Origin of the sequence: Gracilibacillus halophilus YIM-C55.5 (assembly GCF_000359605.1) — a bacterium.
Taxonomy (GTDB): domain Bacteria; phylum Bacillota; class Bacilli; order Bacillales; family Amphibacillaceae; genus Gracilibacillus; species Gracilibacillus halophilus.
The window spans coordinates 94211-116233 of the sequence record NZ_APML01000019.1; the positions used below are offsets into that span (position 1 = coordinate 94211).

A 22023-nucleotide genomic window follows, 5' to 3' on the forward strand; every position below is an offset into this window, starting at 1 on the left:
TAACGTATATACGCTAACGCCATCACAAAAAAATCCAAGTTACAATGATAACTGATACTATTATACCAATAAAATCAGCGATTAGTCCAACTTTAAGTGCCTCGCCCATTTTCTTTATACCAACCGCGCCGAAATAAACGGTTAATATATATAACGTCGTATCCGTACTCCCTTGCATAGTAGAAGCTAGTCTACCCAAAAATGAATCCGGTCCATATGTTTGTATCATTTCAGTTGTCACACTTAATGCCGCTGTTCCTGAAATCGGTCGAATGATCGCCAGTGGCGCAATCTCTGCTGGAAACCCTACGGCAGTCAAAACTGGACTGATCAATTGAATCAATGCATCTAACGCACCAGAACTACGTAGAATAGCGATTGCTACCATCATCCCTAATAAAAAAGGAAGCAAAGAAATCGCCAAATGCAAGCCTTCTTTCCCTCCTTCAACAAATACTTCATATGCAGGTACTTTTTTTATAGTGGCTATCAGTAGAATAAATAAAATCATACAGGGAACCAACCAAATGCTGACCACTGTCATCCATTGGATCAAGTGGATCGCCTCTCCCTTCTTTTACGTAACATTCGATCAATAACAATCGCAGCTACGGTTGTGATGGTTGTTGCCAATATGGTTGTACTCACTGTTTCTGTAGGAGCAAGTGAGCCATATTCCATTCGAATCCCGATAACCGTCGTCGGTACAATGGTAATACTTGAGGTGTTAATGACGAGAAATGTAATCATCGAGTTACTTGCTCGATCTGATTGATTGAGTTTTTTCATCTCTTCCATTGCTTTGATCCCCATTGGTGTAGCTGCATTCCCAAGGCCAAATAAATTAGCACTGAAATTCGCGAGTATATAACCTAGAGCAGGGTGATTCTCTGGTATTTCAGGAAATAATCGCTGGACAATCGGTCGAAACATTCGTGCTAATCCACGTAGAATACCTGCTCTTTCTGCAACACGCATCATTCCAACCCAAAAAATGAGTATACTAGCTAGTCCAATCACAAGTGTCACTGCTTCGTCAGCACTTTCAAATAATGCTTGATTGACATCTTCCATCGTGCCGTTTATCATCGCATAAACGATACCGATAATCGCCATAACTGCCCATATCCGATTAATCATTGATATCACCAACAAACCGATTCAACTGTTGGACAAATTGCGACCAATATGATCTATGTTGCTGTTTTGGCTCACTTGTTGAGGAGACTCCATAGATCGCTACTTCATCTATGATTTGATCATCAAGCAAAAACAGTTTTTTCCCCACCCGATCAAACGATTGATTGCCCCTATCTGTGGAAAAAAAAGTTTTTATCGATACATTATTTTTTTCATCGTCTGTTAACGGATAATAGACCTCTTCTTTGATTGCACCCTGTTTGATTTGGTTACCGAGATTGAACGTATACACCCCATCTTCTTGAATTAGTGTCGATTCATAGTGGTCAAATCCCCATTCAAATAAAGATATATGATCTTGCCAGTCATCAGGTGCATTTAGTGTCACAGCAATCAATCGTTGTCCATCTTTCTCGGCTGTACTAACTAACGTACGACCAGCAGCCTTCGTAAATCCTGTTTTCCCACCAGTACTATTTTCATATAGAGAAGTTAACAATTTATTTTTATTTCTCCAAGCAAAGTCTCGATGGCTTGCTTGATATGATTTGGTAGCAAAAATGGTCCGAAAAGCTTCATTATTCATTGCATATTTTGTTAATAGAGCCATGTCATAAGCGGTTGAAAAATGCCTATCTGCATCTAAGCCATGCGGATTGTCAAAATGGGTATGATTCATACCGATCCATTCAGCTTTTTGATTCATTAAATGAACAAATCCTTCTTGACTACCAGCTACTTGTTCACTGATAGCTACAGCTGCATCATTTCCAGATCGTAACATGAGGCCATATAGTAAATCTTCTAAGGTCATTTGATCATTTTTTTCTAAATAGATGGAGGACCCTTCTACTCCAATCGCTTGATCACTAATATCAACTTGCTCTTCCATATCTCCATGCTCTATCGCAACAATCGCTGTCATAATTTTTGTAATACTAGCAATCAGAGCCTCTGTATCTGAATCTTTTTCAAACAAGACACGTCCTGATGTTTGATCCATTAAAATCGCACGCTCTGCCGAAACATCTATTTCTGCTTGAATCTGCACAGGTAAAATAAGAAAGAACAAAATTAGGATGGATATTATTCGTATACGCAAAGCTTCACCTCATCTCATCACACATCTTTGTACAATTGTATGCAGATAAGACAAGCATATGCGTTAGTTATATAAGAAAAACCGAGCTTATCACGCCCGGTCGAGTGAAGTCACGTATTCTTACAAATTGTCTTACTCGTTTCACTTTTTTCTATTTCAAAAATGATAGGTAAGCTTTCTTTATTGATTCATATCTTGAAATCGTTCAAAAAACAAATCTGCTTCTTGCTCTACATCCATTTCATGAAAATCTTCAGGTAATGGCGGAAGATCTTCAAGTGATTTCAATCCGAAATACGTGAGAAAGTCAATCGTTGTACCAAATAAGATGGGACGTCCTACCCCTTCTCGCCTTCCGACTTCTTCAATTAAAGCACGTGTTATGAGCGTCTGTATCGGTCGATCACTTTTCACTCCGCGAATTTGTTCAATTTCTGTACGGGTGATGGGTTGTAAATAAGCAATAATCGCTAACGATTCCAATGCTGCCTGAGATAACTTAGATGTTGTCTTGGTTTCGACTAATTTTTGAAAGTATTCACCATGTTCAGGTTTCGTTGTCAAAAATAGATTCCCTTTTGACTCCACTAACATCATACCTCGATTTGTGTTTTCATAATCGAACTTTAATTCGTCAATTACATGCTCAGCCATGGCTTGATCTAAATCTAACACGTTTCGGATTTCTTTTTTATCGATGCCTTCATCACCAGCTGCGAAAATCAAACCTTCTATGATTGCTTTTGCATCATGCATATTCTTGATCTACCTCCATCTGATAAACCATTAAATCATCAAAATGGTACGCTTGAATGCATTGTATTTTTCGTTGTTTCATCAATTCAAGTATAGCTACAAATGTCGCCACCATGTAAGATCGAGTTGGTTGTGGAAACAACTGATAAAAACTGACCCCTTCTGGTTTTGCTAACACTTCATCCATGATGTCATCCATTCGTTGCTCAATCGGAATTTCCGTTCGTTGTACGGAAGTTTCTAAAGGGCGATTCCATTTTTTTCTTTCCATGATTCTGTTGATGGCATCTAACATATCATAAATATTTGCCTCGTTTTCAGGCACTTTTGCTTGATTCGTATCTTCAAATGGAATCGGCGAACGTGTGTGCACTTGATTTTGTTCCAATTCTCTTTCTTTTAATTGGTGAGCCGCTTCCTTATATTTACGATATTCAATTAATCGACGCATCAGTTCTTCTCGCGGATCTTCTTCATACTCTTCTTCCCATTCAACTTCCTGATGGGGTAACAATAACTTACTTTTCATCTCTAATAGCGTCGCAGCCATCACTAAATATTCACTTGCGATATTTAATTCAAGTTGCTGCATAGTATGTATGTATGCCATATATTGAGATGTGATTTCTGCCACAGGAATATCATAAATATCAATTTCATATTTATTAATTAAATGTAACAGTAGATCTAATGGACCCTCAAACGTATCGAGTTTGACTTTATATGGTTCATTCATTCATATAACCTCCACCATTTAGGTGCTCTTTATCTATTTTACTTTAGCATTGAAATGAATACAATCGCCCATACGAAATCTTTATTGTTGCATATAGTAATCACGAATAATCATATTTCATGATTAAATCATTCATAGGAGGTACGTTCAAATGGGTTATGAATACAGTGGCGGCGGTTTTGCTTTAATTGTGGTACTGTTTATCTTGTTAATTATCGTCGGTGCAGCTTGGTTATAAGCACAATCTGCTAAGGGTAAGATGCTCAATCTTATTCCTTAGCAATACGAGAATACCCCATTTAAGCATTCAATTCTCTGTCAAAAATGATTCACGTATAAAAACCTTTGCTATGTTGCAATAGCAAAGGTTTATTCTTCACTTTCCTTGTGACATTTTTCCAAAAATCGTTGCGTGTTTTGATTAGGTGTGACGTCATAGTCTGGTTCATAATGATCCTTTACTGCATTCACCATTTCTTTTCCTATTCCCATATTACGGTGCGATGGGTTTACTGAAATATGCTGGACGGTGACTGACTTATTATCTTCATTTTTTTCGACACCAATCGCTCCCAACACATCTTCTTCTACTTTCCAAAGGAATAATTGCCAATGTTCATTCGATTTGTATTCCTCAATCGTGTGTTGCAACCTTTTGACTTCTTTCTCATCCGGCATAAATGATAATAAGCCCATCGCTATTTTTTCAAAACGTTTTTTAAAACGTATTAACATATTGAACCCCTCATTACTCATAACATCATTCGATTGATTTTATGTTATGTAATCTATGGTAAAGCGTGACATGAATTGGTTTATCATTTAAAATACGATGACAAACCAATAATAGGCACCCCACGCAATCGATAATAACAGTAAAACAACAAATAATATAACATTTCTTCGTTTCATTATCGACCGTTCCTTCAGCAATTATTCATTTGTTCCTAATTTAACCATAGTATAGTCGAACAAGACTGTCAACGCTTATTTCCAATTCTTAGCTTTTTATGTCTAATTAGCTTTCATCCACTCGAATACTTTCCATAATATCGCCCTGCTGAATACGCAGAACGATATCCATACCTTCAATGACTTGTCCAAAAACTGTATGAACACCATCCAAATGTGGTTGCGGTTCATGTACAAGGAAGAATTGACTTCCACCAGTATCTTTACCTGCATGAGCCATCGATAACGAACCTGCCACATGCCGATGTGGATTGCCTTCTGTTTCGCATTTTATCGTATACCCTGGACCGCCGGAACCCGTTCCAGTCGGGTCACCACCTTGGGCAACAAATCCTGGTATCACACGATGAAACGTGACACCATCGTAAAAACTATCATTCGCCAATTTTTCAAAATTAGCCACGGTATTTGGGGCTGCTTCTGGATATAATTCGATTATAATTTTTTCTTTATTTTCAAATGTTATCGTCGCTTGCTTCATTTTGTCTTTTCTCCCTTATTCATAAAATAAATCATTTTGCACAACATCTTCATACGTTTCTCTTTTCACTACTAAGGCATCATGACCATCTTCTACGAACACTATGGCAGCTTTCGGAAAACGATTATAATGACTAGCCATAGAATAACTATAAGCACCTGTGCTAAATACAGCTAATATGTCATCGTTTTTAACTTTTGGTAAATCAATATCCCAAATCAACATATCTCCTGATTCGCAGGCTTTTCCTGCAACAGCTACTTTTTCATCGGGTGATTGATTTGCTTTATTTGCTACAACGGCTTCATATTTAGCCTCGTACAAAGCAGGTCGTATGTTATCGGTCATGCCACCATCTACTGAAATATATTTACGTACCTCTGGAATCTCTTTAATCGACCCTATTTTATACAATGTGACTGCTGATTCTCCAACAAGAGACCTTCCTGGTTCAATCCAAATCTCTGGGAATGTGAGCTGATAATGATCCACTTGCTGTGTTATTTCTTTAATTAGAGCATCGACATATTCGTGTAACGGCAATGGCTTGTCTTCAGCCGTATAACGAATACCGAATCCACCACCTACATTTAATACGTCCGTTTCGAACTGAAAGCTGTTCTTCCATTCATTTATCATTTGATACAATCGTTGAACCGCCATTTCAAAACCATCTGTTTCAAATATTTGTGAACCAATATGGCAATGCACGCCTTTGACCGTTATACGATCGATTTTTAATAATGTAGTTAACGCCTCAGTTGCTTGATGATTATTGACATTAAAGCCAAATTTAGAATCTTCATGTCCAGTTAAAATATAGTTGTGCGTATGTGCCTCAATACCAGGTGTCACACGTATTAATACATCCATCGTCGATTGTTTTTCTTGTAATACTTGCTGAAGTAATTCAATTTCATAAAAATTATCAATGACAATACAACCAATTTGCTGCTCAACAGCCATCTCAATTTCTTCTTTGCTTTTATTATTTCCATGCAGATGAATCCGCTCCATAGGGAAACCTGCTTGGATGGCTGTATATAATTCACCTTGTGAAACAACGTCTAGGCTTAAACCTTCTTGTTTAGCGACCTGTACCATCGCAATAGAAGAAAAAGCTTTACTGGCATAAGCAATTTGAGCTTTCACGTTATGCGCGCGAAAAGCCTCTACAAAAGCTCGTGCATTTTGACGTATGTGATTAACATCGTAGACGAAAAGTGGCGTTCCATATTTTTGGGAAAGCTTGACCGTATCCAGTCCTCCTATCGTTAAATGTCCTTGTTGATTCACTTGATATGAACGTTCCATAACATTTACCTCCATAAAAACACCACATCCATTCATTCTTTATACCATCATATAAAAACCCCTTATCACCATCTCAATCATAAAAAGCTAGATGGGACAAGGGAGAAAACCGTCGCTCCTCTACGAAGAATCGTCAATCTTCGTAAAAGTATAACGTTAATTTATCACACCACATTCGTAAGTTCAAGTTTGTTTGATCATTTACATTTTATCAAATTCATCAACTATGATGCATCGATTATGCTTGGCGATGAGGGTTTTTAGGATGAACAATACTTGGTCTTTTTTTGGATAAAGGCACGGCCAGGCGAAATAAAATTTGTGTAAGTGCTTTTCCATTATAAGGAATAAACGGCCATAAGTAAGGGGTCCGTAGCGATCGAGTACTGATTAATAAAAGGAGAAAGACTGTAACTCCAATAACTAATCCTGGTACATGAAACAAGAAAGTACTTACCATCAATAACATGCGAACTATTTTATTAGCAACGCTCAGTTCATAACTTGGCGTAGCAAATGTACCAATTGCACTGATAGCCACATATAAAATCACTTCGGCACTAAATAGTCCCACATCAATAGCAATTTGCCCGATTAACACCGCTGCAATTAATCCCATCGCGGTAGATAAAGGAGTCGGTGTATGAATGGCTGCCATTCGAAGAAACTCAATCCCAATATCCGCCAGTAAGATTTGAACAATAATCGGAACATTCCCTGTTTCATTTGGACCGATAAATTGTAAATTATCTGGTAGCAATCGAGGGTCCATCACCATGAGAAACCACAATGGCAATAAAAATAAGGAAGCAAATATTCCGAAAAAACGAATCCAACGCACAAATGTACCGACTGCTGGTGATTCACGATATTCTTCAGCGTGTTGTACGTGGTGAAAATAGGTGGTTGGCATAATCATCATACTCGGCGATGTATCAACCATGACAACGACATGTCCTTCTAACAAGTGAATCGAAGCAACATCAGGGCGTTCGGTATATCGGACGAGTGGATAAGGATTGATGCCTTGATGTACAAGGTATTCTTCAACCGTTTTGTCTGCCATCGATATACCGTCCACTTCCATTTGTTTTAGTTCATTCTTTATTAGTTTGATTAAATCTTTATCGGCAACATCTTTTAAATAAGAGATACAAATGTCGGTTTTAGACCGTTCACCAACTTGAATAATTTCATGCCGTAATCGTTCATCTCGAATTCTTCTTCGCGTTAATGCTGTATTCTCAATAATATTCTCAGTATAACCATCACGCGATCCTCGTATCACTTTCTCCGTATCAGGCTCTTTAGGTGATCTTCCAGGATATTGACGTACGTCGACGATAAACGCTTTTTCGTTACCATCGACGAAAATGACAAGTAACCCGCTCAACATTTGGTCAACCGCTTCGTCCAACGTTTTTGTTGTTTCAACTTGTTGATGGACAATGCGATTATTTAATACGTCATACACACTCGTCTCATGATCTTCTTCATCATTAATCGATACCAATTTCTTAATAATCTCGATAATATATGACGTATCAACAAGTCCAGTAACATAATATAATTGGATGGTTTTCTCAAAGATTACAAACTCTCGAAAGCCTAAATCAAACGATACATCTACGCCGAGCGACTCTTTTAAGTATTGTTGATTTTTTTGAATAGATGAATAAATCGGCTTACTTTCATCATGCTGTGTCATTTAAATCCCTCATTATCTATAAAATATTACTTAGGCATTTCATCAACAAATATAATCCAATGGAACAACGAACCACATATTTTGCCAATGACAATAGCCATTAACAACCACAGTATGGCTTCATCAATCCCTAAACGTTTCATGAGCAAGGGAAAGACATTAAGAATTTCGGTTAATGCGGCAGCAAGCATCCCAATAAAAATGCCGTGAATGAATCCCCAAATCATAAGGAAAATGATTGGTAAAGACAAAGTGGTATCTGTAAACGTGATATAAACACCGACCATCGCACCGATGATTACTGCTATCTGATACAACTTTAATGCATGGCTACTTTTACTTAATTGTACAAGTCTTGGAATAATTCCTAATACAGTTAAAAAAGCAACAAAACCTGATCCGACGACAAAACCTGAACCAAATCCAATAACAATTTCACTGCCATTTTCCAGTACACTAATCATCATTGCGATGGTTTAACACATTTTCATGTGTGACAAGATATTGATCTAGATCTTCTTGGTAATTAAACATTTCAATTTCGAGTGGACTTGGTTCTTCATTAAACCTCTTTTTAAACACGTGATTAAAAAACAGAATCATCCCAATTCCTAATCCCAATGAATAAGGTACTTGTATCCATAATGGTTTTTCCGACTCTTCTCCGGTTAGATACGTATGCAGACTCTGATGAACTTGTTTCATATCGACATCAAAGTGAAAGTGCATAATCGCCATTGCTGATCCAATACATAACAATAACCAAATACAAGCAATTAAGATGGGCGAGGCTTTTCTTGAGCCCTTTTTTATATCTACTATCACTTGATTTGGTCCAACTAATTCAAAAGTTAGATTAGGGTAAGCTGATAACAATACATCGATCAAATGAAAACCGTCAATGACCGACACATTTTTGTCTTGCTTCGTTAGCTCATAAATTTTAAGTTGCCTGATATCTTCTAATTCGCGAAAATTTCCTGTGACATGTGCAATATCATGTATCGTTAGTACTTGATATTGATCGACTGTTATTTTCTTTTTCAAGCGTAGATACACTTTCTGTTCGATCTTACACACCTCCTAACCGTTTCTTTCTTAGTATGCAATCATTACAACTATTCCATACTTAGAAAAACTTGGTATGGAAAAAGCTACGGGACATAACCTATCCAAAAATCAACCCGAATGCTAACTGATCAGTGTCAGAGAGCATTCGGGTATTCATAACAAAACATAATTTTGTTAAAGTTAATTCATCATTTCTTGTTTTATTTTATCTAAAATTTTCTTTTCGATACGTGATACTTGAACTTGTGATACGCCTAACCTTTCTGCTACTTCGGTTTGTGTCTGATCTTTATAGTAACGCAAATACACAATTAGTCGTTCACGTTGATTCAGATCTTTGACGACTTGCTCCACCGTAAATTTTTCAAACCATTGATCATGATCATCTGCGATTTGGTCTAACAAAGTAATCGGGTCACCATCATTTTCATAGACCGTTTCATGAATGGATTGCGGTTTTCGACTTGCTTCTTGTGCATGAATCACTTCTTCCGTTGTTAAATCTAAGTGATCGGCAATTTCTTGAATTGTCGGTGCTCGGTTGAATTCCTTTGTTAAATCATCAATCGTCCGTCGAATTTTATTGCCCGTTTCTTTCAACGACCGGCTCACTTTCACTGTACCATCATCTCGGATGAATCGCTGTATTTCACCAATAATCATTGGTACTGCATACGTCGAAAATTTAACGTCATAATTTAAATCAAATTTATCAATTGATTTAAGTAATCCTATACTGCCTATTTGAAACAAATCATCTTGATCATATCCCCTGTTTAAAAAACGTTGTACCACAGACCATACTAAGCGAATATTTTTCTCAACAAGGATGGAACGCGCTTCTTCGTCACCTTCTTGACTTGCACGAATATACGCTTTCACTTCCTTGTTACTTAACGTCGAAGAATTTGAAAGTTTTGTTTTCATCCGCATCACCTAATTACTCAGGCTTTTACTTGTCTGAAAATCCTTCGTCAACGTCACCTTTGTCCCTTCTCCAGGGAGCGAATATATTTCCACTTTATCCATAAAATTCTCCATAATAGTAAAACCCATACCTGAACGTTCCAATTCAGGTTTAGAGGTAAACAAAGGTTCTTTTGCCAGTTCCACATTGTCAATTCCTATCCCGTAATCTTCAATTGTAATCGATAAGGAATGATCACTTAACGTACAGGAGATATAAACCATTTGTTCAGGGTCTTCTTCATACCCATGGATGATGGCGTTTGTCACAGCTTCTGATACGACCGTTTTCATCTCCGTAAGTTCATCCATTGTTGGATCAATTTGTGCAACAAAGGCAGCGACGGATACACGAGCAAATGCTTCATTTTCACTCACACTTTTAAATTGAAGTTGCATCGCATTGTTCATGAAGCCACCCCCAAGCTTTTTAATGCATATGATTCATCTTGCTCCAGACGGACAATTTTAAACAATCCACTTAAATCAAATAAGCGCTTTACGGACGATGAAATGGAACAAACAACCATTTCTCCTCCTAATTGTTGCACTTCTTTATATCTTCCCAAAATCACGCCTAACCCAGAACTATCCATAAAGTGAAGATCTTCTAAATTCAACACAACATGTTTTATTTGGTGATATTGCATATGATGTTGCCATTCGTTCTTTAATTGTACTGCCGTGTGGTGATCAAGCTCTCCTTCTATACGTAATATTAAGACGTTTTCAACAACCGTAAAGTTCGTGTTGAATCCCAAATTAATCCCTCCCCATTTTGCTTTAACATATATTTCTATGCCGCCATCAACAATTCCTTCTAACCGACAAAACTAGAAATAAATCGTCTTTATCCGAGATTTCAATATTTGCATTTTAGTTAAAAAATGATTGTAACGTACGACCAAACAATTGAAATACATTTGCTTTGTTCATATTCTCAGAAACAACGAGATCCGTTTGACTCAGTACTTGATTCTTATCGACGACTTCTAACTTGCCCACAACTGTTCCTTCTGTTAATGGCAACGAAACATCTTGCTTCATTTTTATTTGTGTTTTGATATTTTCAATGTCAACTCCTTTTTCATGAACAATCGATACCGAATCATCAGTAACAACATCAACATTAGACTTATTCGCTTTTAGCCAATCAAAAGTAGTCACCGATTGCCCCTTATCAAAAAGAGGTTTCGTCGTGTATTTGTTGTAGGCATAATCCAATAATTGTGAAACGTCGCTATTCCGCTCTTTGGTCGTATCAGCTCCCATCACCACAGCAATCGTACGCATGTCATCAATTTCAGCAGTTGCCGTTAAACAATATTTCGCTTCATTCGTGAAACCTGTTTTTAATCCGTCTACTCCTTCATAAAATTTAACTAGTTTATTGGTATTCACTAACCAAAATTCATTTTCTTCTCCCTCACGCAAATAATCTTCATAGATACCTGTATAATCGGTAATAGACTCATATTGCAGCAATGCTCGAGACATTTTGGCCATATCTCTTGCCGTGCTTACATGATTATCAGCTGGTAGACCAGTAGGATTTTTAAAATGTGTATCTTCTAATCCTAATTCTTCGGCTTTCTCATTCATCATTTCGACAAAACGTTTTTCACTACCCGCAATTCGTTCCGCTAAAGCTACACTAGCATCATTACCTGAGGCAACTGCGACCCCTTTCAATAAATCTTTTATCGTCATTTCTTCTCCGGCCTCTAAAAAGATTTGCGAGCCACCGAGAGACGCGGCATTCTCACTAATTCGCACCTTTTCGTTGAGTGTGATCGTCTCTTCTTCTAATGCCTCCATGATCAATAACATTGTCATTACTTTTGTCATACTTGCAGGTGGCAATGGTTCGTCAGCATTTTTTTCAAATAACACCTTCCCTGTATCTCGTTCCATTAAAATAGCAGACTTTGAATGACTGGCTAAACCAGAATCACTTTGGTCGCTTTCATTCTGTTCTGATACTTCTTGATGATTCGGATGATGATGCGCGGAGACGGTTGAAACACTTGACAAGAATAACAAACTACTAAGTAGCACAATCATCCAATTTTTTCGTCGATGTATATTTTCCATTTTCTTCACCTCCGATTCATTAACATCTTCATTTTTTCCAAAAAAAGATCGATCTATAACATGAAATAACCTTTTTTCGCATAAAAAAAGGTTACCTATTATAAGATGGTAACCAGTTCGGTATTGGTATGTTATGCACGCGGATGGTGCGTTCGATAAATATCTTTTAACCGTGCATTTGATACGTGAGTATAAATTTGTGTCGTTGATATATCAGCGTGTCCTAACATTTCTTGTACGGCGCGTAAGTCAGCTCCATTTTCCAACAAATGAGTAGCGAAGGAATGACGTAAGGTGTGTGGTGAAATCTCTTTTTGAATACCAGCATCTTTAGCAATTTGCTTCAATAGTTTCCAAAAACCTTGTCGTGACAGACGGTTGCCATGATGATTAACAAACAATTCCTCTGTTCTTTTTTTCTTAACAAATTTGGGACGGCTATGTTGTAAATAGTCTTCTAGAGCTTGTTTGGCTACATCACCTAATGGGACAATACGTTCCCGAGAACCCTTACCTAAACAACGGACAAAGCCCATTGTTAGATGTAAGTCATTCATTTTCAAAGATACAAGTTCAGTTACTCTCAAGCCGGTTGCATAAAGAATTTCCAGCATCGCCTTATTTCTTAACGTATATATGTCCCGTTGTTGAAGTTGGAGCAGTTTGTCAACATCATCCATCGATAAAGTTTCTGGTAATTTTCGATTTGCTTTTGGTGTTTCAATATGTAAACTTGGATCGTCCTTTATATCAAATTCTCGAATTAAAAATTGATGAAATAATCGGATAGTAGATAAAGAACGAGCCATTGTAGCTTGCGAACGGCCTTGATCGTTCAATCCATAAATATAGTGCAATACATCACTTCTTGTGACTTGTTGCCACATATAAATCTCTCGCTCATTATGTAAATAGAGTAGATAGTTTTTCATATCTCTCCGATAAGCGGCTAGTGTATTAGCAGATAACCCACGTTCAATTTGTATGTAATGAAGAAACTCTTCCACTGGATATTGCATTTCTTTCATGGTTATTCACCCAATCGAAAAAATATACTTAGTCGTTCCATAACGGTCTCATCTTCTTGGTCCATTACTTTAATCGCTTTTCCTTGAGGTTCTTCATAACGACCTAATTGTCCATACTCTTCGTGCACCGCTTTAATGCAATAGTAAAAAATGACCGTACAAATAATAAATAACAAAATTACTTTCATCATTTCATAGCACATTCTTAACATTTTATTCATATCTGAAAAACTCCTATTAGCTATTATGATTCTATTAGAATTTATGCCATAATAGGAGGAAAATATACCATAATTGTTAATTATTTTTTTGTTGGCAAGCTCGGCAAATCCCGTGAAAAGTTAGTCGGTGGTCTTGTACTAAGAATCCCCATTGATCTTGCACGACTGTTTCTACATCTTCTAAAAGATCATCCATAATTTCTTCAACAGATCCGCATTCTGTACATACAAGATGATGGTGAAAATGTTTCGCTCCTTCTTTACGTAAATCATAGCGTGACACACCGTCTCCAAAATTGATTTTATCGACAACTTTTAAGTCCGATAATAATTCTAGTGTACGATATACGGTAGCTAAGCCAATTTCAGGAGCTTTCTCTTTGACAAGTAAATAGACATCTTCCGCACTTAAATGATCTTCTTCGCGTTCTAATAACACGCGAACAGTGGCTTCTCGCTGCGGGGTTAATTTATAACTTTGTGCATGCAATTCTTCTTTAATTCGATCTAACCGATGTTCCATCCATGTAACCTCCCTCACACACGAGTGTTATCGCAACACGAACCATCAGTGAAGGGGATGGAGGAAACCTTCACTGATGAAAGTCTTACTTCATTATAATAAGTCGGCTGAGGGGTGTCAATTAAAATAATTCTAAAATAAAAAATAATAATAAGTTTTATATTAAAATAATTATTAATTGAAAACTCGATTTGCGATAACACGCATGGACTCATACGATATAATCGCTTCGAACAACGATGCTAGACAAACTCCAACAACAAGAATGCTAAAAATGGCAATATAGTGATAAAAGGTCTTTAAGATCGGACGCTTATAACGCTTTGACATCATACTTTGTATTAAAGTAAGTGAAAAAATCATTGCAAAGCTACTTGCCAATATATAGACAGGGATGACAATCAAATTTTGCGGGGCAATAGCGGAAAATGAAAGCAATAACCCCTGCCATCCCAATTGATTCACAAAGAAGCCTACAGTAAAGCCAATTACCATTCCTTTGATAAACACTAAAATCCAGATAATCGGTAAGCCGATAACAGATAATCCAAGGAAAAACAACAATGCTAAATATTGGATGTGATAGGTGATCGATTGTTTGAATAATGCTTTATGTGAAATTAAGTCATCTACTAAATAACTTTGAAAAAAACGTTCCAAATAAAATAATAAATCTTGTTTTTGTATAAATGACATACTATTAACAATGAGCGCTCCAAATATAATCCCTGTTAAAAACAATATAATGGTAAATATATAGATCGTATGATATTGAGTTAAGTGTACTGTCAGCTGGTTCTTTCCTTTCGGCATTTCTTTCACATCCTTCATTGAGTTCTCGTTTTACTCTATGAAAGATAAAAAGAAAATAGAACCATCAGTAGGCGATCTACTCATGATATAGAAATCAACGATGACTAGGTGATTTTACCATAAGAACCGCCACCACCTGATTTAACGACTAAATCTCCTTTTCGTAAACGGATAATAGAATCAGCTAACGTTTCGCCAACCACACGTTTTAACTCCTCTTCTTCTACATAATGAATGACATTCATCTCTGTATCGAAATGAAATAATAATTTTTCATACGTTTTTTTACCAATTCCCGGAATGTATTCTAATGGAACTTGATGAATATAAGGCGGACGTTCCGGAATTTTTGTTGAGGGGGTCGCAATTTCCATTATTCGGTCACGCACCCCCTTAATCCATTGTTTTGATCCACAATGAGAACATTGCGTTCCATTTAACGGGTTCGAACAATGCTTACATACTGTCGAGTAATATTTCCCGAGCTTTGGATTCATACCATAATTGGCTATAATCGATGCATTCTTTGTTGACTTCAATGCCATTTCGAGTCCATAGAAATTTGGATACGAGAGACGCATTTTTTGGTATTCGCGACCGATCTTCGCTAATGAATGTGCGTCTGAATTCGTTACATATGTGTATGAATGTAGTTCTGAAATGGTGTCTGCCATAGTTGTATCAGAGCTCAAACCTAGCTCTACGGCATCAATCAATTGCTTGTCGAATACTTCCGTTAACGAGTATCTTACCCCTTTACCATACAAACTTTTAAAAGGAGTAAATACATGAGCCGGAATAAATAAACCGTGAAGCTGTTTCACTTTATATTGTAATTGTTTTGCGGATCCATAAAAACGCTGTGAACTTAATTCAGGATTGGTTACTTTTCCTTTTAACCAATGTGAAAATTGTTTCATCGTTTCAAGACCTGGGAAATAGCATAAAACATGAATCGGCCCTTTACAATTTTCATCATAAATCTCGATTTCACTACCTAAAATAAGTGTTGTAGAGCCAAATTGAATCCCCCCCTCTTTTAATTCAGAAGCTTGACCATTACGAATGCATGTCTCAATTTCTTTTAATACCGTCGGACAATGGCAATCGATCACTCCTACCATATCAATTCCTTTTCGCTCTCTTGCTTCAACCATAATATGCTCTAAAGTAAGTGTATGAGCTCCCGTTATTTTCACGGGCCGCCCTAATTGATTTCTTCCTATGTGAATATGTAAATCAACGAAGTATTCTCTCATCAGTTTATTCATCCTTTAAAAACGTAATGTACATAAGTGAAGGATGGCATATGCTGTTTTTGCATCATGAATGACTTGTTCACGCACCAATTCTTCTGCTTCCTCTAACGTCACTTCTACAATTTCAACAAATTCATCCTCATCCATATCCAGCTTATCTTCTACTCGTTCTAGATGATTGGTTTTATACAAATAAATAATTTCATCGGCAAATCCGGGAGAAGTGTAAAATGATGTCACATATTCTAAATGATCACTCGTATAGCCTGTCTCTTCTTCTAACTCTCTGATTGCGGTTGCTTCAGGCGCTTCACCGGATTCTAGCTTCCCAGCTGGAATCTCCATTAATGTTTTATTCAATGGCTTACGGTATTGCTTCACCATGACGATTTTGTTGTCTTTCGTTATAGGTATAATTCCTACAGCACCGGGATGTTTCACAATTTCCCGTTTAGATGTTTCCCCATTCGGTAATGTCACATCATCGACCTGAACATTAATTACTTTTCCATTAAAAATAGAAGTTGTATGTATCGTTGTCTCATGTAAATTCGTCATTTGTTTCCCTACTTTCTTATTTTTTATGATTGATCAAATCTACATTCATTGTATTTCTTTCCATGAATTTGTACAATAAATATAACTGGATTCGTTAGAATAGAAAGGATGATTCATATGGATAAAGTTCAATTAGGTCAGTCTCATTTATACGTTTCGCCACTTGCACTAGGGTGTATGTCACTCGGTACTAACGAACAACAAGCAGAGCGTATCATTAAAGAAGCAACCGATTTAGGGATCAATTATTTAGATACTGCTGACCTTTACGATAAAGGAATAAATGAAGAAATTGTCGGTAAAGCCATTCAACCGATTCGGGATGATATTGTGTTGGCCACGAAAGTCGGTAATCATTTGCGACCTGACGGGAGCTGGTTTTGGGATGCTTCAAAAGCTTACATAAAAGAGCAAGTAAAAGAGAGCTTACGTCGTTTGCATACTGATTATATTGATCTCTATCAATTACACGGTGGCACCATTGATGATCCAATCGATGATACAATCGAAGCGTTTGAAGAATTAGTTCAGGAAGGTTACATTCGTTATTACGGCATATCATCGATTCGACCAAATGTGATTCGTGAATATGTAAATCGTTCAAATATTATCAGTATCATGAGCCAATACAGTTTATTTGATAGACGTCCAGAAGAAGAAGTCTTATCACTACTCGATAAACAAAATATAAGTGTCGTTACAAGAGGATCCCTAGCTAAAGGATTATTAAGTGATCATTATCAAGATGTTTTGAATCGAAAAGGCCAAGACGGTTACCTCACTTACAATCACAATGATTTGAAACAAACGATCGAACGATTGACGGATATTTTAGATGAAGGACAAACATTAGCAGGACTTGCGTTTCAATATGTATTACATGCAAACGCTGTGACTTCGATTGTTAATGGCGCCAGCTCGATTCAACAATTAAAAGAAAATGTAGCAGCATTCGAACAATCATTTGATCAAGACCAAATCGAGCGAGCACGTGAAATTACGCAACCGAATTATTACCAAAACCATCGATAACCCTTTTCACAAGTTAAAACAACTGGTATATATGCATCGACTTGGCATATACACCAGTTGTTTTTTTACGTATTCTCATTTATCCATTCATTTGTGGTACAGGGATCAATGGATTGAGCACACCTTCTGGGCTCGTTAATCGAAACGTCTGTCCGTTATAATCTAACTTAACGTTCTTCTCAAAAAATGTTGCTTCTTGCTTATGCACAAGCACTTTAAATTGCTCACAATCTACATCTTTGTCCATATCGTCCTTTTCTCGTTTAAAACCAATCATTGGCATACCATTGACACCACAACCGCATCCATCTGTATCATAGTACAATGATAGATAGGCGTCTCTCCCATTTTGGATATCGTAAATCTTTTGAAGTGCAGCGTCTGTGATTGTTAATTGCATAAGTGTTCTCCCTCCTATTTTTGTTGAAAGGCTCGATGCAATACTTTTTCCATTAATCTAGGAAACATTTGATAACATTTCGCACCTACGTTCATCCAGGATGGCATATTAATTTCCCGTTTAGGTGTTAGTAAGGAATCGACAACCCGATTAGCTACTTTATATCGATCAAGCATAAATTTCGAGATGTTTTTTTGGTACGAACCCTCAGGATCTGCAAGCTCAAAAAAGTCCGTCGCTACCGGTCCTAGATTCACACTTGTCACATAAATGGATTCTTGTTTTAATTCCATTCGTAACGCATGAGAATAACTGATGACATTGGCTTTAGTTCCGCTGTAAACCGCTGATTTTGGTGTCGCTATTTTGCCTGCTTGTGAACCAATATTCACAATATGAGAGACAGGTGCCTTTTTTAATAGTGGAAGACATACATGTGTTGTATAAAGCAAAGCTTGTATATTTAATTGTATCATTTGTTCAATTTCAGCCCACTTCATTTGCTCAAAGAACGAAAACCGACCAAGTCCGGCATTATTTACTAATCCGTCCAGCACAGGATGTTTTTCTGAAATGGTTTGTAATACTTCGTCCCATTCACTTTGGTTGGTTACATCTGCTACATAATATTCCGCTGAACCACCTTGGTGTTCAATGGCGTGTACCAAGGCTTTTAGTTTATCTTCAGATCTTGCTACCATGATAGGATGACCACCACGATTGGCTACCAATTCAGCGATTGCTGCTCCAATACCACCCGATGCCCCAGTAATGAGCACTTTTTTTCCTTTTAATTTTTTCATCATCATCACCATAATAATTATAACATAGTTGCCATTTATATCGTTCATGTAAAAGTAACGTAAATCTTTTGTCAGTATGCATGAAAACAGATTGACATGTATGATGGAATCAACGACAATCAATGTGAACCAACTTCGAAAATGGGGTGATGTGATTGAAAACCATTGTTTATGCACACCGCGGTGCTAGTAAACAAGCGCCAGAAAACACAATGCCTGCTTTTGACTTGGCTTATCAAATAGGAGCAGATGGAATTGAAACCGATGTGCAGTTAACGAAAGATCAAGTACCTGTACTCATCCATGATGAAACTGTTAATCGAACAACTGATGGCGTCGGCTTTATTGAGGATTACACATATAACGAATTGCAAACACTTGACGCTGGTTCTTGGTTCTCACTATATTATCGAGATACGAAAATACCTACTTTAGAAGATCTATTAGCTTGGAATCAAGACAAACATTTGTTACTAAATATTGAATTAAAAACGAACGTGATTCATTATGAAGACATCGAACAAATTGTTTGGGAAAAAGTGAAACGATACGATATGATAAATCAAACCGTTTTTTCTAGTTTCCTAGATGAAAGCCTTGTGAAGTTACGAGATATAAACCAGGACATTTCCTATGCATTTTTAACCGGGAGAAAACGAAAAGACTTATGTCGCTATGGAAAACATTTAGGTGCCAAAGGACTACATATTAAATACCGATTGTTAAATCAACAACTAGTTGAAGAAGCCAAAAAACATCAATTATATGTTGCGGTATATACAGTGAATCATCCGATGGCTATTAGAAAAGTCATAAATCATCGTTGTCACGCTTTATTTTCTGACACACCAGATATCGCTATACACGTTAGAAATCAGATACAAAGAGAAGAATAAGGAGGTTACCAAGTGAGAGTTATTTTTACTGGCACAGGATCAGGCATCCCTAATAAACAACGTAATGTTTCTGGGATATTACTAGAAATATTACAAGAATCAGATGCTGTTTGGATGTTTGACTGTGGCGAAGGGACACAACATCAAATCTTACATACCCCAACAAAACCAAGAAAAATAAATAAAATTTTCATTACACACCTCCACGGTGATCATATTTTTGGATTACCTGGTTTTTTAAGTAGTCGTTCATTTCAAGGTGGCGAAAGCCCGCTTACTATATATGGGCCTAAAGGCATCGATGACTACGTAGAACAAGCACTCGCTGTGAGTCAGACAAGATTAACCTACGACATTCATTACGAAATCATTGATGAAGGTCATATTTTTGAGGATACCAACTTTCGTGTGTTTGCCAAACAACTCAACCACGGTATTCCTAGTTTTGGCTTTCGAATCGAAGAAAAGGATCTCCCTGGTCGCTTGTTAGTCGATCGTCTAAAAGATGTAGGAGTTCAGCCAGGACCGGTATATAAACAAATCAAAGAAAACGATCAAGTGACACTGGGTGATGGCACAATCCTTGATACAAAAGAATTCATCGGTCCACCAAAAAAAGGAAGAGTCATTACGATTTTTGGCGATACGATGTACCAAAGTTCTCATATTCATTTTGCTCAAGATTCTGACTTACTCATTCATGAAGGAACATTTTCACATGAGCAAACAGAACTTGCAACACAATACCACCATTCAACAACAGAACAAGCAGCCAAGTTAGCAAAAGAAGCCAACGCCAAGCAATTAATTATCACTCATTTATCTGGACGATTTCAAGCAGAAGATTACCCGAAGCTCTTGCAAGAGGCAAGAACTATTTTTCCAGCCTCTCATATAGCTTATGATTTCTTTACACAATCGGTTGACCATTACTAATGCTTCTCTTCTTCATCTAGGAATGAAGCCTTTTGCACACTTTGTGGCCCAAATTTCGATCGGATGGAGTCAATCGTCTCATATAATGGCTCTTTTTGCGCATATGAATGATAATTAAACAAATCAAGTTGTTCAGAAAGTTCTTGCTTTTTTAATACATCTTGCATGGTAACACCCAGTAATCTTACTGGATCTCCATTCCAATGATTTTCAAAGAGCTGAAGGCTCATCCGATAAATATCAGAAGTTGCATCCAAATAATCACTGGCGGTTTGGCGTCTTGTGATCGTTTGCCGCTTATAATTACGTATCGTCACTTGAATCGTTTTACCGACAGCTTGTTTTTTGGCTAGTCGTATTGCCACTTTTTCGGACAATTGGTGAATCATTCGACGTAACAACTGATCATCTACTGTATCTTCTGACAAGGTCTGTGAACTGCCAATACTTTTAAAAACTTGTGCACTATTAGGATCCACTGCTCGTGGATCTTCTCCCTTTGCTCGACGTTGAAGTCGCTCGCCATTAATTCCAAGTATTCCTTTTAATAAAAAAGGATCAGCTTTTACTAAATCACCAATTTTGTTGATTTCATAATGTTTTAATTTCTCCGCTGTCTTATTCCCAACACCATACATTTCCTCAATCGGCATCGGCCATAATTTTTGATTCACATCACGTTTTCTTAACACCGTGATTCCATTTGGTTTTTTCAAGTCTGAGGCCATTTTGGCTAGAAACTTATTAGGGGCGATACCAATACTACAAGGTAAGCCTAATTGTTCCTGAATATCGCTTTGCATTTGATGAGCAATATCAAGTGGCGCACCGCTTGAATAGTTATCGGTAATATCTACATACGCTTCATCGATCGATACAGGTTCCACATAAGGTGTATAATCTCTTAACAAGTCGAACATCTGTTGCGACACTTCTCTATATCTATCAAAGTTTGGACGCATCACAACGAGATGAGGCATCGCTGTTTCGCTTCCCATATTGCATCGTCGTTTTTACACCATAAGCTCTTGCTTCATAACTACTTGTCACGATAATACCTTTACGTTCTTCTGGATTCCCCGCTATAGCTAATGGTTGACCTTTTAATGAAGGTTGATAAACCATTTCAACCGAAGCATAAAAGCTATTCATATCCACATGAAATATGACTCTGCCTTTCTTGGGATACCACTGTTTCATTCTCATCGCCTCTT

General features: G+C 37.2%; 27 protein-coding genes and 1 pseudogene. 4 read left to right on the forward strand and 24 right to left on the reverse strand.

Annotated elements, in window-relative coordinates; all coding sequences use genetic code 11:
- Window positions 1–22 precede the first annotated feature (22 nt).
- The 5 genes from J416_RS04855 to J416_RS04875 form a co-directional block, all read right to left on the reverse strand.
- Window positions 23–544, reverse strand: coding sequence for a spore maturation protein (locus J416_RS04855; protein WP_040513004.1), 522 nt, complete (start codon window positions 542–544; stop codon window positions 23–25).
- Between the two features lie 8 nt (window positions 545–552).
- Window positions 553–1140, reverse strand: a complete 588-nt coding sequence (locus J416_RS04860) for a nucleoside recognition domain-containing protein (RefSeq protein ID WP_003466245.1) — start codon at window positions 1138–1140, stop codon at window positions 553–555.
- On the reverse strand, window positions 1133–2242 hold the full coding sequence (locus J416_RS04865; RefSeq protein ID WP_003466247.1) for a D-alanyl-D-alanine carboxypeptidase family protein: 1110 nt from the start codon (window positions 2240–2242) through the stop codon (window positions 1133–1135). Before J416_RS04865 ends, J416_RS04860 begins: the two co-directional genes overlap by 8 nt.
- Window positions 2243–2422: 180 nt before the next feature.
- Window positions 2423–2998, reverse strand: a complete 576-nt coding sequence (scpB, locus tag J416_RS04870) for an SMC-Scp complex subunit ScpB (RefSeq protein ID WP_003466250.1) — start codon at window positions 2996–2998, stop codon at window positions 2423–2425.
- Window positions 2991–3734 (reverse strand): segregation/condensation protein A, encoded by a 744-nt coding sequence (locus tag J416_RS04875; RefSeq protein WP_003466253.1) that lies wholly within the window; start codon window positions 3732–3734, stop codon window positions 2991–2993. Before J416_RS04875 ends, scpB begins: the two co-directional genes overlap by 8 nt.
- A 151-nt stretch (window positions 3735–3885) precedes the next feature.
- On the opposite strand from J416_RS04875, the gene J416_RS04880 reads away from it, so the two are divergent.
- Window positions 3886–3972, forward strand: a complete 87-nt coding sequence (locus J416_RS04880) for a YjcZ family sporulation protein (protein ID WP_040512939.1) — start codon at window positions 3886–3888, stop codon at window positions 3970–3972.
- A 131-nt stretch (window positions 3973–4103) separates the two neighbouring features.
- On the opposite strand, the gene J416_RS04885 is transcribed toward J416_RS04880, so the two are convergent.
- The 16 genes from J416_RS04885 to J416_RS04960 all read right to left on the reverse strand — a co-directional run bounded on the left by J416_RS04885 (window position 4104) and on the right by J416_RS04960 (window position 16742).
- A complete protein-coding gene (locus J416_RS04885) occupies window positions 4104–4469 on the reverse strand; it encodes a GNAT family N-acetyltransferase (RefSeq protein ID WP_003466256.1) in 366 nt (121 codons plus the stop codon).
- Between the two features lie 283 nt (window positions 4470–4752).
- Complete coding sequence (locus J416_RS04890) at window positions 4753–5187, reverse strand: peptidylprolyl isomerase (protein ID WP_003466257.1); 435 nt, start codon at window positions 5185–5187, stop codon at window positions 4753–4755.
- 15 nt (window positions 5188–5202) lie between these two features.
- Entirely contained in the window at window positions 5203–6501 is a 1299-nt protein-coding gene (gene lysA / locus J416_RS04895; RefSeq protein WP_003466259.1) for a diaminopimelate decarboxylase, read from the reverse strand.
- A 238-nt stretch (window positions 6502–6739) separates the two neighbouring features.
- Window positions 6740–8209 carry a spore germination protein gene (locus tag J416_RS04900; protein ID WP_003466260.1) on the reverse strand — a complete coding sequence of 490 codons (1470 nt, stop codon included), beginning with the start codon at window positions 8207–8209 and terminating at the stop codon, window positions 6740–6742.
- Between the two features lie 26 nt (window positions 8210–8235).
- Window positions 8236–8676, reverse strand: coding sequence for a stage V sporulation protein AB (locus J416_RS04905; protein ID WP_003466261.1), 441 nt, complete (start codon window positions 8674–8676; stop codon window positions 8236–8238).
- On the reverse strand, window positions 8666–9289 hold the full coding sequence (locus tag J416_RS04910) for a stage V sporulation protein AA (RefSeq protein ID WP_338029446.1): 624 nt from the start codon (window positions 9287–9289) through the stop codon (window positions 8666–8668). The genes J416_RS04905 and J416_RS04910 overlap by 11 nt, the downstream gene beginning before the upstream one ends.
- A 171-nt stretch (window positions 9290–9460) precedes the next feature.
- Window positions 9461–10207: an RNA polymerase sporulation sigma factor SigF gene (sigF, locus tag J416_RS04915; RefSeq protein ID WP_003466264.1), complete on the reverse strand. Its 747-nt coding sequence runs from the start codon at window positions 10205–10207 to the stop codon at window positions 9461–9463.
- 9 nt (window positions 10208–10216) lie between these two features.
- The gene (spoIIAB, locus tag J416_RS04920) at window positions 10217–10657 is read right to left on the reverse strand and encodes an anti-sigma F factor (protein WP_003466266.1); all 441 of its coding nucleotides are present in this window, start codon (window positions 10655–10657) and stop codon (window positions 10217–10219) included.
- A complete protein-coding gene (spoIIAA, locus tag J416_RS04925) occupies window positions 10654–11013 on the reverse strand; it encodes an anti-sigma F factor antagonist (protein ID WP_040512942.1) in 360 nt (119 codons plus the stop codon). Before spoIIAA ends, spoIIAB begins: the two co-directional genes overlap by 4 nt.
- Before the next feature lie 109 nt (window positions 11014–11122).
- Entirely contained in the window at window positions 11123–12340 is a 1218-nt protein-coding gene (locus J416_RS04930) for a D-alanyl-D-alanine carboxypeptidase family protein (RefSeq protein ID WP_003466272.1), read from the reverse strand.
- A gap of 131 nt (window positions 12341–12471) precedes the next feature.
- Window positions 12472–13359 carry a site-specific tyrosine recombinase XerD gene (xerD, locus tag J416_RS04935; protein ID WP_003466274.1) on the reverse strand — a complete coding sequence of 296 codons (888 nt, stop codon included), beginning with the start codon at window positions 13357–13359 and terminating at the stop codon, window positions 12472–12474.
- Window positions 13360–13370: 11 nt separating this feature from the next.
- Entirely contained in the window at window positions 13371–13589 is a 219-nt protein-coding gene (locus J416_RS04940) for a DUF4227 family protein (protein ID WP_003466277.1), read from the reverse strand.
- Between the two features lie 76 nt (window positions 13590–13665).
- Window positions 13666–14112, reverse strand: a complete 447-nt coding sequence (gene fur, locus J416_RS04945; protein ID WP_003466280.1) for a ferric iron uptake transcriptional regulator — start codon at window positions 14110–14112, stop codon at window positions 13666–13668.
- A gap of 174 nt (window positions 14113–14286) precedes the next feature.
- A complete protein-coding gene (spoIIM, locus tag J416_RS04950) occupies window positions 14287–14925 on the reverse strand; it encodes a stage II sporulation protein M (protein ID WP_003466282.1) in 639 nt (212 codons plus the stop codon).
- 104 nt (window positions 14926–15029) lie between these two features.
- A complete protein-coding gene (locus J416_RS04955; protein WP_003466286.1) occupies window positions 15030–16184 on the reverse strand; it encodes an endonuclease Q family protein in 1155 nt (384 codons plus the stop codon).
- Window positions 16185–16199: 15 nt separating this feature from the next.
- Window positions 16200–16742, reverse strand: coding sequence for an NUDIX hydrolase (locus J416_RS04960; protein ID WP_003466290.1), 543 nt, complete (start codon window positions 16740–16742; stop codon window positions 16200–16202).
- Between the two features lie 117 nt (window positions 16743–16859).
- Between J416_RS04960 and J416_RS04965 the strand changes: the two genes are divergently transcribed.
- Complete coding sequence (locus J416_RS04965) at window positions 16860–17774, forward strand: aldo/keto reductase (RefSeq protein WP_003466292.1); 915 nt, start codon at window positions 16860–16862, stop codon at window positions 17772–17774.
- Window positions 17775–17853: 79 nt separating this feature from the next.
- Here the strand turns inward: J416_RS04965 and J416_RS04970 are convergent, their stop codons facing one another.
- Together J416_RS04970 and J416_RS04975 are read right to left on the reverse strand one after the other, a co-directional pair.
- Window positions 17854–18174: an iron-sulfur cluster biosynthesis family protein gene (locus J416_RS04970; protein ID WP_003466294.1), complete on the reverse strand. Its 321-nt coding sequence runs from the start codon at window positions 18172–18174 to the stop codon at window positions 17854–17856.
- 14 nt (window positions 18175–18188) lie between these two features.
- Entirely contained in the window at window positions 18189–18977 is a 789-nt protein-coding gene (locus J416_RS04975; RefSeq protein WP_040512945.1) for an SDR family NAD(P)-dependent oxidoreductase, read from the reverse strand.
- Between the two features lie 155 nt (window positions 18978–19132).
- On the opposite strand from J416_RS04975, the gene J416_RS04980 reads away from it, so the two are divergent.
- Together J416_RS04980 and rnz are read left to right on the forward strand one after the other, a co-directional pair.
- Window positions 19133–19873, forward strand: a complete 741-nt coding sequence (locus tag J416_RS04980; RefSeq protein WP_003466298.1) for a glycerophosphodiester phosphodiesterase — start codon at window positions 19133–19135, stop codon at window positions 19871–19873.
- A gap of 12 nt (window positions 19874–19885) precedes the next feature.
- A complete protein-coding gene (gene rnz, locus J416_RS04985) occupies window positions 19886–20809 on the forward strand; it encodes a ribonuclease Z (RefSeq protein ID WP_003466300.1) in 924 nt (307 codons plus the stop codon).
- Here the strand turns inward: rnz and J416_RS04990 are convergent.
- Window positions 20806–22009: pseudogene (locus J416_RS04990) on the reverse strand (DNA polymerase IV). The gene rnz and the pseudogene J416_RS04990 overlap by 4 nt on opposite strands.
- Between the last annotated feature and the right edge of the window lie 14 nt (window positions 22010–22023).

Coding starts and splice junctions, on each gene's coding strand:
- J416_RS04855 (WP_040513004.1), bottom strand. CDS start 544: ATGACAGTGGTCAGCATTTGGTTGGTTCCCTGTATGATTTTATTTATT.
- J416_RS04860 (WP_003466245.1), bottom strand. CDS start 1,140: ATGATTAATCGGATATGGGCAGTTATGGCGATTATCGGTATCGTTTAT.
- scpB (WP_003466250.1), bottom strand. CDS start 2,998: ATGCATGATGCAAAAGCAATCATAGAAGGTTTGATTTTCGCAGCTGGT.
- J416_RS04875 (WP_003466253.1), bottom strand. CDS start 3,734: ATGAATGAACCATATAAAGTCAAACTCGATACGTTTGAGGGTCCATTA.
- J416_RS04880 (WP_040512939.1), top strand. CDS start 3,886: ATGGGTTATGAATACAGTGGCGGCGGTTTTGCTTTAATTGTGGTACTG.
- J416_RS04885 (WP_003466256.1), bottom strand. CDS start 4,469: ATGTTAATACGTTTTAAAAAACGTTTTGAAAAAATAGCGATGGGCTTA.
- J416_RS04890 (WP_003466257.1), bottom strand. CDS start 5,187: ATGAAGCAAGCGACGATAACATTTGAAAATAAAGAAAAAATTATAATC.
- lysA (WP_003466259.1), bottom strand. CDS start 6,501: ATGGAACGTTCATATCAAGTGAATCAACAAGGACATTTAACGATAGGA.
- J416_RS04900 (WP_003466260.1), bottom strand. CDS start 8,209: ATGACACAGCATGATGAAAGTAAGCCGATTTATTCATCTATTCAAAAA.
- J416_RS04905 (WP_003466261.1), bottom strand. CDS start 8,676: ATGATGATTAGTGTACTGGAAAATGGCAGTGAAATTGTTATTGGATTT.
- sigF (WP_003466264.1), bottom strand. CDS start 10,207: ATGAAAACAAAACTTTCAAATTCTTCGACGTTAAGTAACAAGGAAGTG.
- spoIIAB (WP_003466266.1), bottom strand. CDS start 10,657: ATGAACAATGCGATGCAACTTCAATTTAAAAGTGTGAGTGAAAATGAA.
- J416_RS04930 (WP_003466272.1), bottom strand. CDS start 12,340: ATGGAAAATATACATCGACGAAAAAATTGGATGATTGTGCTACTTAGT.
- xerD (WP_003466274.1), bottom strand. CDS start 13,359: ATGCAATATCCAGTGGAAGAGTTTCTTCATTACATACAAATTGAACGT.
- J416_RS04940 (WP_003466277.1), bottom strand. CDS start 13,589: ATGAATAAAATGTTAAGAATGTGCTATGAAATGATGAAAGTAATTTTG.
- fur (WP_003466280.1), bottom strand. CDS start 14,112: ATGGAACATCGGTTAGATCGAATTAAAGAAGAATTGCATGCACAAAGT.
- spoIIM (WP_003466282.1), bottom strand. CDS start 14,925: ATGCCGAAAGGAAAGAACCAGCTGACAGTACACTTAACTCAATATCAT.
- J416_RS04955 (WP_003466286.1), bottom strand. CDS start 16,184: ATGAGAGAATACTTCGTTGATTTACATATTCACATAGGAAGAAATCAA.
- J416_RS04960 (WP_003466290.1), bottom strand. CDS start 16,742: ATGACGAATTTACATGAGACAACGATACATACAACTTCTATTTTTAAT.
- J416_RS04965 (WP_003466292.1), top strand. CDS start 16,860: ATGGATAAAGTTCAATTAGGTCAGTCTCATTTATACGTTTCGCCACTT.
- J416_RS04970 (WP_003466294.1), bottom strand. CDS start 18,174: ATGCAATTAACAATCACAGACGCTGCACTTCAAAAGATTTACGATATC.
- J416_RS04975 (WP_040512945.1), bottom strand. CDS start 18,977: ATGAAAAAATTAAAAGGAAAAAAAGTGCTCATTACTGGGGCATCGGGT.